The 15,824-nt window shown below is 55.0% G+C and carries 16 protein-coding genes; all 16 read right to left on the reverse strand.

Annotated features, from left to right (window positions below; all coding sequences use genetic code 11):
- Nucleotides 1-67: 67 nt before the first annotated feature.
- A complete protein-coding gene (locus OEZ10_03280; GenBank protein MDH5631995.1) occupies nucleotides 68-3,163 on the reverse strand; it encodes a tetratricopeptide repeat protein in 3,096 nt (1,031 codons plus the stop codon).
- Nucleotides 3,141-4,997, reverse strand: coding sequence for a hypothetical protein (locus tag OEZ10_03285; GenBank protein ID MDH5631996.1), 1,857 nt, complete (start codon nucleotides 4,995-4,997; stop codon nucleotides 3,141-3,143). Before OEZ10_03285 ends, OEZ10_03280 begins: the two co-directional genes overlap by 23 nt.
- 3 nt (nucleotides 4,998-5,000) lie before the next feature.
- Complete coding sequence (locus OEZ10_03290; protein MDH5631997.1) at nucleotides 5,001-5,537, reverse strand: hypothetical protein; 537 nt, start codon at nucleotides 5,535-5,537, stop codon at nucleotides 5,001-5,003.
- A gap of 138 nt (nucleotides 5,538-5,675) precedes the next feature.
- Nucleotides 5,676-6,761 carry a histidinol-phosphate transaminase gene (gene hisC, locus OEZ10_03295; protein ID MDH5631998.1) on the reverse strand — a complete coding sequence of 362 codons (1,086 nt, stop codon included), beginning with the start codon at nucleotides 6,759-6,761 and terminating at the stop codon, nucleotides 5,676-5,678.
- A gap of 37 nt (nucleotides 6,762-6,798) precedes the next feature.
- Nucleotides 6,799-8,097: a histidinol dehydrogenase gene (gene hisD, locus OEZ10_03300; GenBank protein ID MDH5631999.1), complete on the reverse strand. Its 1,299-nt coding sequence runs from the start codon at nucleotides 8,095-8,097 to the stop codon at nucleotides 6,799-6,801.
- A gap of 5 nt (nucleotides 8,098-8,102) precedes the next feature.
- Nucleotides 8,103-8,762: an ATP phosphoribosyltransferase gene (hisG, locus tag OEZ10_03305; protein ID MDH5632000.1), complete on the reverse strand. Its 660-nt coding sequence runs from the start codon at nucleotides 8,760-8,762 to the stop codon at nucleotides 8,103-8,105.
- A 13-nt stretch (nucleotides 8,763-8,775) separates the two neighbouring features.
- Entirely contained in the window at nucleotides 8,776-10,074 is a 1,299-nt protein-coding gene (gene murA, locus OEZ10_03310) for a UDP-N-acetylglucosamine 1-carboxyvinyltransferase (GenBank protein ID MDH5632001.1), read from the reverse strand.
- A gap of 192 nt (nucleotides 10,075-10,266) precedes the next feature.
- Entirely contained in the window at nucleotides 10,267-10,575 is a 309-nt protein-coding gene (gene grxD / locus OEZ10_03315; protein MDH5632002.1) for a Grx4 family monothiol glutaredoxin, read from the reverse strand.
- Nucleotides 10,576-10,621: 46 nt separating this feature from the next.
- A complete protein-coding gene (locus OEZ10_03320; protein ID MDH5632003.1) occupies nucleotides 10,622-10,855 on the reverse strand; it encodes a BolA/IbaG family iron-sulfur metabolism protein in 234 nt (77 codons plus the stop codon).
- Between the two features lie 129 nt (nucleotides 10,856-10,984).
- Entirely contained in the window at nucleotides 10,985-11,758 is a 774-nt protein-coding gene (locus OEZ10_03325; protein ID MDH5632004.1) for an ABC transporter permease, read from the reverse strand.
- 8 nt (nucleotides 11,759-11,766) lie between these two features.
- Entirely contained in the window at nucleotides 11,767-12,684 is a 918-nt protein-coding gene (locus OEZ10_03330; protein MDH5632005.1) for an ABC transporter ATP-binding protein, read from the reverse strand.
- Nucleotides 12,685-12,732: 48 nt separating this feature from the next.
- A complete protein-coding gene (locus OEZ10_03335) occupies nucleotides 12,733-13,029 on the reverse strand; it encodes an STAS domain-containing protein (protein ID MDH5632006.1) in 297 nt (98 codons plus the stop codon).
- Between the two features lie 5 nt (nucleotides 13,030-13,034).
- Nucleotides 13,035-13,661: an ABC transporter substrate-binding protein gene (locus OEZ10_03340; protein ID MDH5632007.1), complete on the reverse strand. Its 627-nt coding sequence runs from the start codon at nucleotides 13,659-13,661 to the stop codon at nucleotides 13,035-13,037.
- A gap of 30 nt (nucleotides 13,662-13,691) precedes the next feature.
- On the reverse strand, nucleotides 13,692-14,165 hold the full coding sequence (mlaD, locus tag OEZ10_03345) for an outer membrane lipid asymmetry maintenance protein MlaD (GenBank protein MDH5632008.1): 474 nt from the start codon (nucleotides 14,163-14,165) through the stop codon (nucleotides 13,692-13,694).
- 1 nt (nucleotide 14,166) lies between these two features.
- Nucleotides 14,167-14,958 carry a lipid asymmetry maintenance ABC transporter permease subunit MlaE gene (gene mlaE / locus OEZ10_03350; GenBank protein ID MDH5632009.1) on the reverse strand — a complete coding sequence of 264 codons (792 nt, stop codon included), beginning with the start codon at nucleotides 14,956-14,958 and terminating at the stop codon, nucleotides 14,167-14,169.
- Nucleotides 14,955-15,803: an ATP-binding cassette domain-containing protein gene (locus tag OEZ10_03355; GenBank protein MDH5632010.1), complete on the reverse strand. Its 849-nt coding sequence runs from the start codon at nucleotides 15,801-15,803 to the stop codon at nucleotides 14,955-14,957. Before OEZ10_03355 ends, mlaE begins: the two co-directional genes overlap by 4 nt.
- Nucleotides 15,804-15,824: the final 21 nt, after the last annotated feature.

The raw sequence follows: 15,824 nt of genomic DNA on the forward strand, positions 1-15,824 counted from the left end.
CAAATATCCCGGTAAACTCACGCACATCTGTGCCTGCCCTGTTGACAGCAATTGCCTAAAGCTGCGGTTACTTGCCTGCCTGCGGCCCTGGCGACCCGGCACCACTGTCATTAGCATCGGCTGCCCGGGGCTGCCCGGCCGCAGCTGTCTCGCCGACGGGGCTGAAGTGATACTCGAACACCTCCATGGATTGCATGTAGCCGGTTTCCGACTCCGTGCGCGCGTAGCGCGCCGGCATCATTTCAGCCAGCCGATCCATGCTTTTCTGCAGCCAGGGACTAAGAACACCGAGAGCCAGGAGTTCCCGGTTTTTTGCGTGCACGGCAATAGCTTTCTCTTCAACCTGGTATACCTGGTCCTCCAGGGCGAGCTCGTATTCCTCTGCCTCAATCTTGCTCAGCCTGCCTGGTCGTTCCGATTCGGCCATGGCACGCGCCAGCCGGTAGTACATATCGCCAATATAATAGGTCGCCGCGGCGGTAAACTCGGCCACCCGGTAGTCGAGCAAACGGTTACACAGTTCGACCGTGTGGACCATCTGGTTCTTCTTGAGTTGCAGCATCTTCCTGAATGGCTGTGCCAGGCGCATGGCAACAAACTTTTCATATTCCGGCTCAATGAAAACAAGCTGGGCACTCGCCGCCAGGTAACGGGTTCTCTCGGTTCGCTTCTCCCCGGCCCCGGCCTCGGTTTCGATAAACTTCTTCAGATCGGCAAGGTAGGCATCGTGCTTGCCCTGCAGTTGATAAAGACCGGCGATACGAAACCGGGCTTCCAGTACCGGCTCCAGGGGATCAGGGAACAACGCGATATACCGGCTATAAGATACGTGAGACGCCGGGTAGTTTTCGGCAGCCTGGTACATCTCGGCAGCCGTAATCAGCGCTTCACGCCTTGTTGATTCGTCACTCGGGCCGGTTGCAAGCCGTTCAAACTCGACAGCGGCCCGGTCAAATTGCTTCATCTCCCGGAATACCACGGCGAGTCTTGATGTAGCATCAATGGCCAGCTTATGACCACCGAACATGCTCCGGAAAGATTGCAGCGCCAGCGCTGCTTCCGGCCAGCGTTGCAGCTGAATCAGGATTGACGCTGCATCAAAGTCTGCTGTTGGGCGGATATCGGAACCAGGCGCCGATTTTGCGACGCGGGCAAAATGTCCGAGGGCGCGCTCAGGATCAGCATCGGCCACTGCCTGCTCACCCTGACGATAGATAGAGGCCGCCAGGTTATTAATCAGCTTGTCTCGCTCAGGGTCTTTTGGATTGGTAAGACGCACTGCCTTGCGGTATGCCTGCTCCGCCAGGACATGGTTCTTGCTGTCGAACTCGGCATGGGCAATCACGAGCCAGGCCGAACGACGCATTCCCTTTTCCGCCTTTGGATACTCATCAAGCAATCGTCGCGCTACCTGGTTGGCCATCGGGTAGTTTCCTGACTGAAAATAATCTTCGGCTACCGCGGCCAGTATCATCGGCACCTTGTCGAAACCCCGGAATGAGTCGGCAAACTTTAGTGAAACAGCGATAATCTTTTCCCGCGCGCCAGGCTGATCTGCAGCAGGTAATTGTTCGTAACCCTGGCGATATGCAGACACGGCGGCATAACCGGCATCGCGGGCCCGGCCATGCACACCATAGCTGTAGGCGGTTCGCTCGAATTCCGCCCCTGCCTGCGCATAATGCTTGCCACCGAGCAACATCTCGGCGAGGCGATAATTCATCTCCGGAGCCATGGCATCATCAGGGAGCGATGACAGGAACTGCGTATACCACATGATTGCCTGCTCAAGATTTTCCGAATGGTTTTTTGCAAAACGCTTGTCCTGGTACAAGGCATGGTAGTGGCCGGCAAGCTCGGACAAGGTATTTTTCAGATGACCGACAACATCGTTGTACGCGCGAATGTCATTATGCTTCCAGTATTCCGAATACAATCCATAAGCTAAAGCAAACTGTTTTCTCGCCTCCAGCACATAACCGCTGAACCCGCCTTTCTTGTAGACATCGGCAATACGAAGGTGGAGATAAGGTGACTTGGGATGATACGGGTACTGTCTGATAAACGCACGGTAGGTTTCTGCCGCGTCATTGTAACGACGTGTAGCCAGGTAGTGCTCGGCAAGGTGCCTGTATATGCCTTCCTCGTAACTACGGTTACCGTTTTCCCTGAAATACCCGGCAACCGATTCAGCGCCACCAAGACTGGAAAAACTGAGACTGATGGCCCGGTAGATATCTTCCATGCGCACCGGGTCGGTCGACGTGACCGTGGAATCTCGACTACCGGTTTTCCCGGTCTCGTGATCAAGCAAGGCGATAAAGAATTTCAATGCAGCCTGGTAACGTTGTTGCCGGTAGCTGGTCCAGCCCGCCTTGCCCAGTGCAAGCTCAAAGTAGGAAGACGCCGGTCCGCTGGCGATTATGGCCTGGTATGCGGCGTTTGCCTGGTCATACCGTTTGCGGGCAAAGTAATATTCACCCAACCGAAACCTGGCTTCATCGATATAGGCTGACCCGGGGAAGCGCGCTTCCATCTGATGCAAAATACTGATCGCTTCTTCCGTGTTACCGAGTTCCTCATAGGCGCGTGATAACTGGTACAGCACCCGGTCGTTGTATTCAAAATCAGGGAACCGTTTCAATACACTTTTATACAAACCAATTGCTTCAAGCGCACCGGTTCTGCCCGGATCTACAACAACATTACCCGGCAATTTTTCGGGCAGGGAGTCAGCTGACAATTTTTTCCTGCTGACAGCTGTCACGCGGCGTTCGAATGCGTCACCTGATTCGCGCTTGATGGCTGGCGCTGGGTCGGCTGAATCCTTGACCTGCGGAACCGGCGCGTCACCTGCCTGCAACATGCGCTCCCGGTATTCCCTGGCCTGTTCAATTTTCAGATCGGCCAGCCGTCGTATGGCTTCCGGTGCGATCTTCGTGTGTGAATCCTGCTCGAGATATCGCTGGTAATTTTCTACAGCCTTTTCAGTGCTGTGTTCGATCTTCTCATCTTTCAGTTCAATCTTGACATCATCAAGCCCGGCCAACGTTTGACGACGATCGGCTGAAACACAACCAGCCATTGCGACAATCAGAAGAACCGGCAGAGCACGAATAACATTCATAAGTTGCCTGCCACTATCCACCTCGTGCGCGATCATAGCTCCTGGCCAGTTCAAAGCGTGCCTTGACCTGGTGAGCCTTGAGTTGTTTTATCCGCCGATCAATTTCGGTTATTGCCATATCAGTCAGCTGCTGTCGCTGTTGACTGATCAGCAACGCTGTTGCCGGAATTGCCTTGCTGATTCTTGAAGCCAGCGCGTTTAACTGGTCGTCATAGCCTTCGTAAGTATCCAGCAAAACCTGCCTGGCGCTGACAACAGCATGATGGCGCAACTTCAGGCTTTCCAGCTCGCTATCCAGCTGGTTCCAGCCTTGCTGGGCCAGCTGCCTCCTTGCGTCATAGTCGGTCAGCACCTGCCAGCGTATCAGGCCGGACAGGCGATCAAGCCGGCGCCGGTAGTCAGACGCGCTGGTTCCGCTGCCCGCATTCGCGTGCAGCAACCGGATTCTGTCCATATCTTTTTGTTCAACGGCGCTGACAAATAATCCCGGATCAGACTGATCGTTCAGCGAACTCAACTGGCCGTAGATCCGGTGTCGACTGGCAAACTGCATGGACATTCGCGCCGCCAGTAGCTCAAAGTCCTTGTCAATCCCGGGCAGAAATCGATCGTAATAATCTTTTCTGGCGCGAATCATCTCCTGGTAATACACCACATCCCGGCGCCAGGTTTGCAGGCGCTCATTCAGCTCCTCAAGATCAAGAAGATTTCCGAATGCCTCCTGCGCGTCATGGTTCGCCATTAACTTGGCCAGGTAGTGGTTCTCTGGGGAATTGCCCACGGAATCGAGACGAATCGCCCAGGTACCGGCCTGCTTCAACCGCTCTTTGATGAGGTGTCTGAAAAAAGTACCGGCCAGAATATTGGAGCGTGATGTTTCAAGGCGCGACATCTCCGAGTCAAAAGCCTTGATCGCCTTCTCATACATGAGTGCTGCCTTGCCATGCAATCCGAGCTTGCCATATGCGTAGCCAATACCAAGCAGCGCTTCCTGCACACCCATGTCCGCGAGCACGCGCCCGGCAAGTTCGTTCCAGGAAACAATCGCGCGATCGTAGCGCTTCAGTGCAACGTCAGCCCAGCCCAGCCCGAGCAGAGCCCGGTTGGAAAAAGGACCTTCCAGCCTGACGCGCACGAGACTGGCCCGGGCCTGCTCCGGTCGATTCAGTTCCAGCAGGCGGAAACCAAGAGCCAGTGCCGCCTTGTCACGAATGGAGTGTGATGCCTCTGTATCAGAACCTGTATCAGCAACCTTTTCGAGATAACGAATGCTTTTTTCGTCCAGGCCAAGTCTTGCATAGGCCACGCCCAGGTTGTAGGAAGCAAAACCTGCGTAACGATCATTGTCCAGCAATGGCTCAAGCAGTGTTATCGCTTCCTTGTTCCTGTCGTTTATGATCAGGACCAGCGCCTTTTGAAATGTGATATCCGCCTTTGATGCAACTGGCAACCGGCCCGATATCCGGTCAACCACAGCCAATGCTTGCGCACGCTGGTCTTTTCGCAACAAGGTCTGGCCCAGCTGATGCAGGGCAAAATCACGATCCACGCCATCAAGACCGGCGTCTTCAGCGACCTTGATGGCACCCGCTGCACGTTCATGCAAGCGGTACTTGAGAGAAAAACTGCCCACGGTGAAATCAGGGCGATTGGCCTCATACCGCAAAACACCAAGCTTGTTCTGGTCGAGCCAGAAATTCCGGCCCAGGCCCGATTCAAGCCTGACCAATGCATCAAAATCATGGCCAAGAAATGATTGATACAGGGCTTCGCCAACATACAAATCCGGCGGAACGCGGGTATCCGCAGCGGCCGGCAGGATTGTAAGCATGCCCAGGTACACCACCAGTGTGTTTCGCAGATTGCTCACAGCCTAGCGCTCAAAAAACTCGATACCGTTTTCCTGTTCCAGGCTCGCCAGCCGAATCTCGATAATTGCCGGGTGCACGCCCTTTACCACGGTATAACTGATTCGGCGCTGCGCAGTCTGGTTATTGGACAGCCTGCCGACCACGTGCAGGTCAAGCTTGTGCTCACGAAGCTTGATATTGCCGGTATAGAGTCGCTGAACGCCGCCATTTTTAAGTGCACTGATCTCCATTGGTGCATACTTGTGGTGTATCACTTCCTTGCCATCGATACTGATGGCCAGCGAAGCAAGGTCAAACGGTCCGCCATCTTTCAGGGATAAATAGATTGCGATCTGGGTATAGGCCGGGTACAGCAGCCTGTCTTCAAGTGTTTGCAGCTCGGTACCGATATCTAGAACTTCTTCCTTGGCCTTGCGCACCTGCTCATCCAGCCCTTTCGCTTGATCGGCGAGCGTCGCCAGGGGGAGACCGGCGATAAGAATTCCTGCTACACATACCGCGACTACCTGCAACAATCCGCTCTTGGCGATACTGGACACCACACCACTCCCTAATAGTTATTTTCGTTATAAATTGTAGCGCATCCGGGAAAATTTCCGACGCGTTAATGGGTCGCCCGGCATCAGCAATACCAAGTTATTGTTTTCAGAAGGGATTTACGGGTTTCTCCGGCCAGTTTAGCTTAGTTCAGCCATCGCTTTCAGGAAAACATCGTTTTCTTCAGGTGTGCCGATGGTGGTGCGCAAGCAATTCTCGAGCAGCGGGTCGGCGTGGGACAGGTTTTTGATCAGCACACCCGCCTGTTTCAGTGACTCATGCACCGCATCGCCGGCAGCGTGGCGGGAGCGGAACAGGATGAAGTTGGCCTCGCTGGGCCAAGCCTGGATGTCCGGCATGTGTGACAGTGCATCAAAAACACGCTGCCGCTCGGAAACAATGGCAGCGGTCTGCTCGTGCAGAAAACGGGCATTGTCCAGGGCAAACTCGGCACCGGTCTGGGTCAGGCTGTTCACGTTATAGGGCATGCGCACCTTGTCGAATTCCTGCAACCAGCGGCCATCGCCGGCCAGCAGACCCAGGCGCAACCCGGCGAGACCCAATTTGGAGACAGTGCGCATCACCACAACATTGTCATAACCGGCCAATCGCGACATCCATGAGTCCGAGGCAAACGCGTAATAAGCTTCGTCGATAACAACAAGGCCATTGGCTGCACGGATTATGGCTTCCATCTGTTCACGGGCGAACAGGTTGCCGGTGGGATTGTTGGGATACGCCAGGAATATGACTGCCGGATCATGCTGTTCAATGGCAGCGAGCATGGCAGGCAGATCAAGCGCGAAATCATCAGCCCGCAACGGCACGCCGACATGTTTCATGCCAACAAAACGCGCAGTCATGTCGTACATGACAAATCCGGGAACCGGTGACATGACTACCGCCCCCGGTCGCGCCATGGCCAGCATGATCATCTGGATGATTTCATCAGAGCCGTTGCCTAACAGGATTTCTGCTTCGTCGGGCACGGCCATTTCCCGGCGCAGCCCCGGTCGCAGTTGTTGCGCCGACGGGTCCGGGTAACGGTTGATATCGGTCTGCACCAGCTTGTCGGCCCAGGCGCGCTTGAGATCCTCCGGCCATGGATACGGGTTCTCCATGGCATCAAGCTTGATCAGGTCGCCGGGATCGGCAACACCATAGGCTTTTAATGCCCGAATCTCGGGACGCACCAGTTGTTCGATACGCTTGTTAATGTCGGTCATGATGGCCTATAGCAACAGGCTTTTGCCGTTGGCTGTTCTATTTGCGGATGCGGTATTCAGCTGAACGCGCGTGCGCAGTCAGGCCCTCGCCATGAGCCAGGACTGATGCAGTACGACCCAGCCGGTCTGCGCCTTCGGCAGAACAGCCAATCAGGCTGGTACGCTTCTGAAAGTCGTACACGCCCAGCGGTGAACTGAACCGCGCCGTACCGGACGTGGGCAGCACATGGTTGGGCCCGGCGCAGTAGTCGCCCAGGGCTTCGGCAGTATAGCGGCCCATGAAAATGGCACCGGCATGACGAATTTTTTTTGCATACTCGCGCGCATCATCCATGGATAACTCGAGATGTTCAGGCGCGATACGGTTGGTCAATGCCGCCGCTTCATCCAGGTCACGACAAACAATGATGGCGCCGCGACCCTCGATGGAGGCGCGAATAATATCCGCTCTCGGCATTTCGGCAAGCAGGCGCGTCATGGCCGCGGCCACGTTGTCGGCAAATGCCTGGTCCGGGGTCAGCAGGATAGCCTGTGCCAGCTCATCGTGTTCAGCTTGCGAAAACAAATCCATGGCCACCCAGTCGGCATCAGTCTTGCCATCACAGATCACGGCAATTTCTGACGGCCCGGCAATCATGTCGATGTCCACCTGGCCGAACACCATACGCTTGGCCGTGGCAACATAGATATTGCCGGGACCAACAATCTTGTCTACCTGCGGAATGGTATCCGTACCAAACGCCAGCGCGGCGACAGCCTGGGCACCACCGACGGCAAACACGCGATCAACGCCGGCAATATGCGCGGCAGCCAGGACCATGTCATTGACTTCACCGCCAGGCGTTGGCACTACCATGATGAGTTCAGCGACACCAGCGACCTTGGCCGGGATGGCATTCATCAATACCGAAGAAGGATAAGCGGCCTTGCCACCAGGTACGTATAGCCCGGCACGATCAAGCGGTGTTACCTGCTGACCCAGTACCGTGCCATCAGCCTCGGTATATTCCCAGGAATCGATGCGCTGCCTTTCGTGATAACTGCGTACACGTTCCGCGGCTTGCTCCAGGGCCCGGCGCTGATCTTCAGGCAGGCGCTCGGCGGCGGCACGCAAGGCATCAACACTGATTTCCAGGTCAGCCGCATTGGCAACTTCGAGGCGATCAAACTTCTGTGTGTATTCAAGCACAGCCGCGTCACCGCGCGCCCGAACCGCGGCAATAATGTCGCGCACAACATCAGTAACGTCCTGGTCTTCACCGTGACTGCGATTAAGCAGGTCGGTAAACTCGGATTCAAAGTCCTGGTCAGTAGTGCGAAGCTGGCGAATATTCATGGCTGTTACGAAAGCGTTTCAACTGCCTGCGCCAGTTGATCCACCAGCGCTTTCAGTTTGTTGTGTTTCATTTTCATGGAAGCCTTGTTGGCCACCAGTCGTGAGCTGATATCGGCAATATGCTCCACTTCAACGAGGCCATTGGCCTTCATGGTATTGCCGGTACTGACCAGGTCAACGATACGATCGGACAGGCCTACCAGTGGCGCCAGTTCCATGGAACCGTAGAGCTTGATGATCTCGGTCTGAATACCCTTGGCGGCAAAATGGCGCTTGGCAATATTCACGTACTTGGTGGCAATGCGCAGGCGCGTCCACTTGCTCGGATCATCGGTGCGCGCCATTTCCCTCGGCTCAGCAACCATGAGTCGGCACGGTGCCAGCTTGAGATCGAGTAACTCGTACAAGCCATCGCCGTCAAATTCCATCAACACGTCCTTGCCGGCAATGCCAAGGTCTGCAGCACCGTACTGCACGTAGGTGGGCACATCAGTAGCACGAATCAGCGTGAACTTTACATCCGGGCGATTGGTATCAAAGATCAGCTTGCGGCTCCTGTTCATGTCCTCAAGCGGTTCGATACCGGCATGCGCCAGCAGCGGCAGCGTATCGTCAAGGATACGACCCTTGGACAGTGCGATATTGATGATTTCGGCGCTATTCATCCGTCAGCACTCGCTACCCGGCCATTTGTTTCTTTGAGCCTTCGGGTACCGGCTTGCCGGGAATACGCTGAATGTCTGCACCCAGGCCGGCCAGTTTTTCCTCGATGGTTTCGTAACCACGATCGATGTGATAAATGCGATCAATCAGGGTTTCGCCCTTTGCCACCAGGCCGGCCACGGCCAGGCTGGCCGAGGCACGCAGATCAGTCGCCATTACCGGCGCACCGGTAAGCTGCTCCACACCCCGAACCAGCGCGGTATTGCCCTGGATATCGATGTCAGCACCCATGCGCAATAGTTCCTGCGCATGCTGGAAACGGTTTTCAAACACTGTTTCGACAATGGAGCCGGCACCCTGGGCGATGGAATTAAGTACAACAAACTGCGCCTGCATATCCGTTGGAAACGCCGGGTAAGGTGCCGTACGAATATTCACTGCCTTGAGCCGACGGTTACGCGCATCCACCTCGATCCAGTCGCTGCCGGTTGTCACGTCAACACCCGCTTCGCGCAGCTTGTCGATAACACTGTCCAGCAACTCCGGCCGGGTATCGCGGGCACGAACCTTGCCACCGGTTACCGAGCCGGCAATCAGGTAGGTACCGGTTTCAATTCGATCGGCAATGACATGGTGTTTGCCGCCGTGCAGCTTGTTCACGCCTTCAATAGTGATGATATCGGACCCGGCACCACTGACTTTTGCACCCATGCTGTTAAGGCATACCGCGAGATCGACCACTTCCGGTTCGCGAGCGGCGTTTTCAATCACCGTGATACCGTCAGCCAGGGTGGCCGCCATCATCAGGTTCTCGGTACCGGTCACTGATACCATGTCCATGAAAATACGCGCACCCTTGAGCCGGGGAGCCTTGGCCTTGACATAACCGCCCTCCAGACTGATCTCGGCGCCCATGGCCTGCAGGCCCTTGATATGCAAATCAATGGGGCGCGAACCGATGGCGCACCCACCGGGCATGGATACTTCGGCCTCACCAAACCGGGCCAATAACGGGCCCAGTACAAGTATCGAGGCACGCATGGTTTTGACCAGGTCGTAAGGCGCATGCACCGAGGTCACGCCACTGGCGTCAGCCTCGATAGCCATCTTCTCGTGAACAATCAGGCGCACGCCCATGCGCCCCAACAACTCCATGGTCGTGGTGATATCCTGCAAATGCGGAATATTGCCCACGTACAACGGCTCTTCGCTGAGCAACGAAGCCACCATAATCGGCAGGGCGGCATTCTTGGCCCCGGAAATGCGCACGTCCCCGCTCAAGGGTCCGCCGCCACGTACTAGAAGTTTATCCATGAAAAACCACGCTGGATGACTGAATTCAGGGGCTGAATCTTATCTGTTTCCGGCCCAAAGCGCCAAACTTAGCCGGTCAATCGTTTTGGTCGGGTGACCAAAAACAGCAAAGGGCCGACCCGGTACCCGGAATCGACCCCTCGTCTATGTTGACCAGGTCCGGCTCGAGAAAGCCGAACCCCGGTAACGCGATCAGGCCGCGTCGATCATCTTCTGCAATTCACCGCTTTGATACAGCTCGATCATGATGTCACAGCCGCCGACGAACTCGCCATTGATGTAAAGCTGGGGAATGGTCGGCCAGTTGGCAAATTCCTTGATGCCCTGGCGAATACTTTCGTCGGACAACACATCAAACGATCCAAACTCGGCATTGCAGGCCTTGAGCACCTGTACCGCCTGGCCGGAAAAACCACACTGCGGAAACTGCGGGGTACCCTTCATGTAAAGCATGACCTTGTTGCCGGATACCTGCTCCTTGATTTGATCTTGTGCACTCACGTTGACTACCTCTTTTGTAATCTGAAAAAAATGTCGGTGACCGTTATCAGGCGCCAGCCTGTTCCGGTGTCAGGGTCTTCATGGACAGCGCGTGAATCTCGGCTTTCATCTTGTCGCCGAGCGCGCCATAGACCATCTGGTGTTGTTGAATCATGGACTTGCCGGCAAAATCCGGGCAAATAATCACGGCCTCGAAATGATGGCCGTCACCATCTACTGTAGCCGTCGAGCCGGCCAGCCCGGCCTCGATCCAGTTCTTAATATCTTCCGGGGAAACCATAATCATCCTCTTGCCAGGTTGCACCGGCACAATATGGGGGCGACCGGCCAAATTCCAAGCACCGAGCATAGAGTCCTGATAGCGGAAAATAAAGTCGAAATCCTTGAGGAAATGGCGATCAGGCAGGTCTCACGAGCGCAGCTTGTAGCCCCGGGCCAGCATCGCCAACGTTGCCAGCGCCAGCGCCAGCCAGACAATCAGTACCACGGCCAGGCTGGTCCACGGGCTGACATCGGAAACACCGAAAAACCCGTAGCGGAACCCGTCAATCATGTAGAAAAACGGGTTGAAATGGGAAAGCTGCTGCCAGAACCCGGGCAAGGACTTGATGGAATAAAACACGCCGCTCAGGAACGACAAAGGCATGATGACAAAATTCTGAAAACCGGCCAGCTGGTCGAACTTGTCCGCCCAGATGCCGGCAATAACGCCAAGTGAACCCAGCACCGCGCTGCCGGCCAGGGCAAAAACCAGCACTAGAAACGGATGCGCTATTGGCAAATCGATAAATACCACCGCCACCACGCACACACCCGCTCCGACCAGAAGCCCGCGCATGACGGCAGCAGCGACAAAGGCCAGGTACATTTCCAGGTGCGATAGCGGCGTCAGCAGGATGAACACAATGTTGCCGGTCACCTTGGACTGGATCAGGCTGGACGAACTGTTGGCAAAAGCGTTCTGAATGACCGACATCATCATCAGGCCCGGGATCAGGAAGGCCGTGTAGCTGACACCTTCAAATACCTGCACCCGGTCCTCCAGCACGTGGCCGAACACCAGCAGGTACAGCAAGGAAGTCACTATGGGCGCGCCAATGGTCTGCAGCCATACCTTGGAAAACCGCAGGATCTCCTTGCGGAACAAGGTGTAGACACCAAAAAAATTTAACGCCTGGTTCATGCTGTTGCTCATCGTGATCGCGTGGTCAGCTCAATAAACACATCTTCAAGGTCCGCAGCCTCGGTCTCAAGATCAAGAATTTCAGCACCACACCGACGCAAGCTGTCAAAAACCTGGACAATGGAGTGCCGACTGCGATCAATCTGGAACAACAAGCGGTTATCCTTGTGCTCCTTGAGCATGGGCTGCAAATCTTCAGGTAACCGGGTCATTGGAGTTGCCAGGGTCACGCACACGGTCATGGTTTTCCCCACGCCCTTGTCGAGCAAGCCTTGCTTGGTATCCAGTGCCACCAGTTCACCATGATTCAGAATGGCAATGCGGTCACACAGGGATTCCGCTTCTTCGAGATAATGCGTGGTCAGAACAATGGTTCTGCCTTGCGCATGCAGACGCCTGACAAATGCCCATAACGACTGGCGCAATTCAACATCAACACCGGCCGTGGGTTCATCGAGCACCACCACTTCCGGCTTGTGTACCAGCGCCTGCGCTACCAGCACCCGGCGTTTCATGCCGCCTGACAGCGAACGCATGTTGGAACCGGCCTTGTCGGCGAGACCCAGCCCGCTGAGCAGTTCATCAATCCAGTCATCGGCACCACGACCCAGCCCGAAATAGCCAGCCTGCAATCTCAGCACCTCGCGCACATTGAAAAACGGATCGAAAACAATTTCCTGCGGAACGATGCCAAGGCATCGACGCGCTTCACGGTATTGATCCGCCACGTCATGACCAAGCACAGACACGCTGCCACGGTCTGCCCGGGCCAGGCCGGCAATAATATTGATAAGCGTGGACTTGCCGGCGCCATTGGGGCCGAGCAAGCCAAAGAATTCGCCACGACGAATGTCGAGATCAACGCCTTTCAGCGCATGAAGATTGCGAAATGATTTATGAATACCGCGAACGGTGATGGCAGACAGATCAGTCATGGACTGACAACAACTCCGGATTTAACTGGCCTTGGCCAATTAAATACCAAAGCTGTCTTTCAGGCCACAAATAGCAATCAGGCTGACCAGCTGGTCCGGGATTCCGGTGAAACGAATCTTCCTGTTGGCGGCAAGCGCCATTTTTTGCCATTCAAGCAACAGTGCCAGGCCAGCACTGTCGGCACGACCCACTTTTTCCATGTTGATGGATACAGGGTCAGCTGGCGATGCCAGCCAGATATGCGACAACCGCACCAGTGACGGAACTGTTTTGAAGCTCAGTTCACCTGTCAGCACAAAAGAGCCGTCTGCCTGTTGAATCAGTTCATCGGTCATGGCGCTTACTTGCCTGTCTTTTCGGACTGTTCTTTGCTGATCGAATCGATCAACCCGTCCATGCCCAGGTTACGAACTTTCTCGGCATAAACACTGCGATAGTTGGTAACCATGCTGACGCCATCAATGGAAACGTCAAACACTTTCCAGTCACCATCCTTGCTGTAAAACCGGTAATACAGCGGAATGGCCGGTCCACCGCCGCCCGGCCTGATTTCAGTTTTCACCAGTACCTTCCGGTCACTGGCATCGGCATGGTACGGCAGAAACTCGATCTTCTCATTGGTGTATTTCAGCAATGCCGTTGCGTAGGTGCGCACCAGCAGATCACGAAATGCGATGGTAAAACGGTCCTGCTGATCCTTGTTGGCGCTATTCCAGTTGCGCGCCAGCACCATGCGTGACATGGCGGTGAAATCGAAGTGCGGCAACACCTTTTCATGAACCATGGCATAGAGCTTTTTATGGTCCGCGTCGTAGGCCTTGTGGTTCTTGCGCAACAGCTCGAGAATCTCGCCGGTAACATCGCGCACAAGAACATCCGGCGAGGCAGTTGCTGCTACGGTGACTGACGAGACAGCAAGAAGAATCGTCGCAATAAACCCGGTTCTGATGTTTCGATATGACAGCATAGTCAATTCTCCGTCTGGATCTCGGTAAAATTATTTCTTTTCATTGCCGGAATCAGCCTGGTTGTACAGGAACTGACCGATCAGTTTTTCAAGGATCATGGCGGACTGGGTAATGGTGAATTCATCACCTTCCTGCAAAGGCGTCGGATCACCACCCGGTTCCAGCGCGATATACTGCTCTCCCAGCAGGCCTGCGGTGAGGATACTGGCACCGGTATCGCTGGGTATGTTGCTAAACCGTTTTTCGATATCCATGGTAACCACGGCAAAGAAATTCTGATCCATGTGGATCCTGCTCACCCTGCCGACGCGAACACCGGCCATGGTAATAGGTGCCTTCACTTTCAACTGGCCGATGTTGTCAAACTTGGCGGTAACCTTGTAGCTCTCGCCTACATCAACCGAACTGAGATTACCCACCTTCATAGCCAACATGGTCAGCGCAACAATACCGGCAATAACAAATATACCGACCCAAAACTCCATGGCTGCCCGATTTGTCATATCAGATTTCCCCAAACATGAGTGACGTTAATATGAAATCCATTCCGAGCACGGCCAGTGACGAATTCACCACCGTGCGCGTAGTTGCCCGACTGACACCTTCCGATGTCGGTACGCAATCATAACCTTCAAATACCGCGATCCAGGTTACGACAAAACCAAAGACGATGCTCTTGATGACGCCATTAAGCACATCGTCATAAAAATCAACGCCGCTTTGCATGCGCGACCAGAACAGGCCTTCGTCCACGCCAATCAGGCCGACACCGACAAGATGCCCGCCCCATACACCTACAGCAGTAAACAGCGCTGCCAGCAACGGCATGGCAATCAATCCCGCCAGGAATCGTGGCGCAATAACGCGCTCAAGCGGATTCACTGCCATCATTTCCATTCCGGCGAGCTGCTCGGTGGCTTTCATCAGGCCGATTTCCGCGGTCAACGCCGAACCGGCACGACCCGCATAAAGCAACGCGGCAACAACCGGTCCCAGTTCCCTTGTTAATGACAGCGCCACCAGCAAGCCCAGCGAAGATTCGGCGCCAAAATCCGACAAGGTGTAATAGCCTTGCAGACCAAGCACCATGCCGACAAACAGGCCCGATACAAGAATAATAATCAGGGTCAGCACGCCAACACTGTAAATCTGGTGCACCACCAGCATGAAACGCTTAAGCGCGGCAAAGCTGCCCATCAGCACTTCGGCGATGAACATTGACGCTCGCCCGGTCCGCTCTGCCCGGCCCATTACCCAGCCACCCAATGCCTGTACGCGTCTGGCCAAGGGGTTCATGATTTCGCTCCCATCAGATCATCGAAGTAATCCGCCGCCGGATAATGGAACGGAACCGGTCCATCAGGCAGCCCGTTCATGAATTGCTGCACTTCTTCCAGGTCGGATTGCTGCATTTCTTCCGCCGTACCCCGGGCAATCACCTTGCCGCCACCAAGCAGGTAAAGATAATCGGCAATGGTCAACGCTTCCTGTACATCGTGGGTCACGACTATGGCAGTCGTACCCAGGGCATTGTTGAGTTCGCGGATAAGCTTGACCGTAATGCCCATGGATATGGGATCAAGGCCGGTAAAGGGTTCGTCATACATGACAAGATCCGGGTCAAGCGCAATAGCGCGCGCCAATGCAACACGCCTTGCCATACCGCCCGATAACTCCGACGGCATCAGGTCACGTGCGCCACGCAAGCCGACAAGCTCAAGCTTGGACAGCACGATATGCCTGACCAGGCTTTCACTTAACCTGGTATGTTCGCGAATCGGGAATGCAACATTGTCGTAGACGCTGAGATCTGTCAGCAGTGCACCGGACTGAAACAACAGCCCCATATGTTTGCGCAAATTATAAAGCTCACGTGTTGACAGGCCGGGTACGGATTTACCGTTCACCAGCACCTCCCCGGACTCAGGTCGCAACCTGCCGCCAATCAGGTTCAGCAGTGTCGTCTTGCCGGTACCGCTACCACCAAGAATGGCGGTTACCTTGCCGCGTTCAATTTCAAGCGACAAATCATCGAAGATTTTTCTGTTACCGCGACGGAACGTCATATTGCGCATGACAATATGACTCGATTCATAATCAATCGAAGCCTGCGCTCGCTGTGTCGAAACATTACTGGACATTTATTGTTATCCCTGTCATTG

It is taken from the genome of Gammaproteobacteria bacterium, from assembly GCA_029880545.1.
Lineage (GTDB): Bacteria > Pseudomonadota > Gammaproteobacteria > Acidiferrobacterales > SZUA-150 > JAOUOD01.